The organism is Roseburia sp. OM02-15, from assembly GCF_003481835.1.
GTDB lineage: Bacteria > Bacillota > Clostridia > Lachnospirales > Lachnospiraceae > Eubacterium_I > Eubacterium_I ramulus_A.
Map to the genome: position 1 here is coordinate 1 of NZ_QULX01000051.1, position 1,563 is coordinate 1,563.

Here is a 1,563-nt window from a genome sequence, read left to right on the forward strand (position 1 = left end):
TTGTTGGAACCGCTTTTCTGATATAATAAAAATCAGAAGGGCGGTGTTTTTTATGATGACAAAAAATGCAGATAAAAAAAGAGAACAAATGATGATGTTCTCCATGGATGACATGGTACCTCAAAACCATATACTGCGATTGATTGATAAAGCAATCAATTGGAACTTTATTTATGATCTGGTTGAAGAAAAATATTGTCCGGATAACGGTCGCCCCAGTATGGATCCGGTCATGCTGATAAAGATACCATTTATCCAATATCTCTATGGAATAAAAAGCATGCGCCAGACCATAAAAGAAATCGAAGTAAATGTTGCATACCGCTGGTTTCTCGGACTAGACATGTTAGATCCAGTACCTCATTTCTCTACATTTGGAAAGAATTATACCCGCCGTTTCAAAGATACAGACCTTTTTGAGCAGATCTTTTCAAAGATTCTGGAAGACTGTATGAAATATAAGCTTGTAAATACAGAACAGATCTTCGTGGATGCAACACATGTAAAAGCCTGTGCAAACAGTAAAAAAATGCGTAAGCGGGTTGCGCACGAACGGGCTCTCTGGTATGAAGAGGAATTAAATAAAGAGATTGAAAAAGATCGTCTGGCACATGGAAAAAAGCCGTTAAAGAAAAAAGATGATAACCAGCCGCCAGCATCCGGTGGAAGCGGAAATGATAAAGATTCTATATCTGAAGAACTTCCTGAAGATGTGAAAACACAAAAATGCAGCATCAGCGATCCGGAAAGTGGATGGTTTCGAAAGGGTGAACATAAACATGTTTTTGCATATGCAGTAGAAACTGCCTGTGATAAACATGGCTGGATCCTCGGATATACAATACATCCTGGTAATGAGCATGACAGTCGTACTTTTAAAGCATTATACGATAAGATATCTAAACTGAATCCACAGATGGTAGTTGCAGATGCAGGATATAAAACTCCGGCAATCGCCCATCAGCTGTCGGAAGATGGAATTCAACCACTTTTTCCGTATACCCGTCCCAAGACCAAAGAAGGCTTTTTCGGAAAACACGAATTCGCATATGATGAATACTATGATTGTTATATATGTCCGGGAGCACATATACTGACATACAGTACAACAAACAGAAATGGATATAAAGAGTATAAAAGCTGCGGTGAGCATTGTGCTGAATGCCAATATCTTTCAAAATGTACAGAAAGCAAAGATCATGTAAAACTGATCACACGTCATGTATGGGAAGAATACATGGAAGTAGCAGAAGACATTCGGCACACGATCGGAAACAGACAGATCTACCAGTTAAGAAAAGAAACCATAGAGCGGATCTTCGGTACAGCGAAAGAACAGCATGGATTTCGATATACGCAGTATGTAGGAAAAGCACGGATGGAAATGAAAGCCGGGCTTACCTTTGCATGCATGAATTTGAAAAAACTGGCAAAGATTCTGGAAAAACGAGATTGGAATACAGCCAGATTTTTGTTGATTTTGAAGAAAATAAAAAGAAAAGAAGTTTTAAAAGAAAAATGGTGCTGGATATAACACCCAACACCAAGTTTGTCTACAGTCTG

1 protein-coding gene is annotated in these 1,563 nt (G+C 38.6%); it reads left to right on the plus strand.

Translation table 11 applies throughout. The annotated features are described in order from the left end of the window. Window positions 1-52: 52 nt before the first annotated feature. Window positions 53-1,534: an IS1182 family transposase gene (locus tag DXB15_RS16745; protein WP_118703565.1), complete on the plus strand. Its 1,482-nt coding sequence runs from the start codon at window positions 53-55 to the stop codon at window positions 1,532-1,534. Window positions 1,535-1,563 lie beyond the last annotated feature (29 nt).

Coding starts and splice junctions, on each gene's coding strand:
- DXB15_RS16745 (WP_118703565.1), top strand. CDS start 53: ATGATGACAAAAAATGCAGATAAAAAAAGAGAACAAATGATGATGTTC.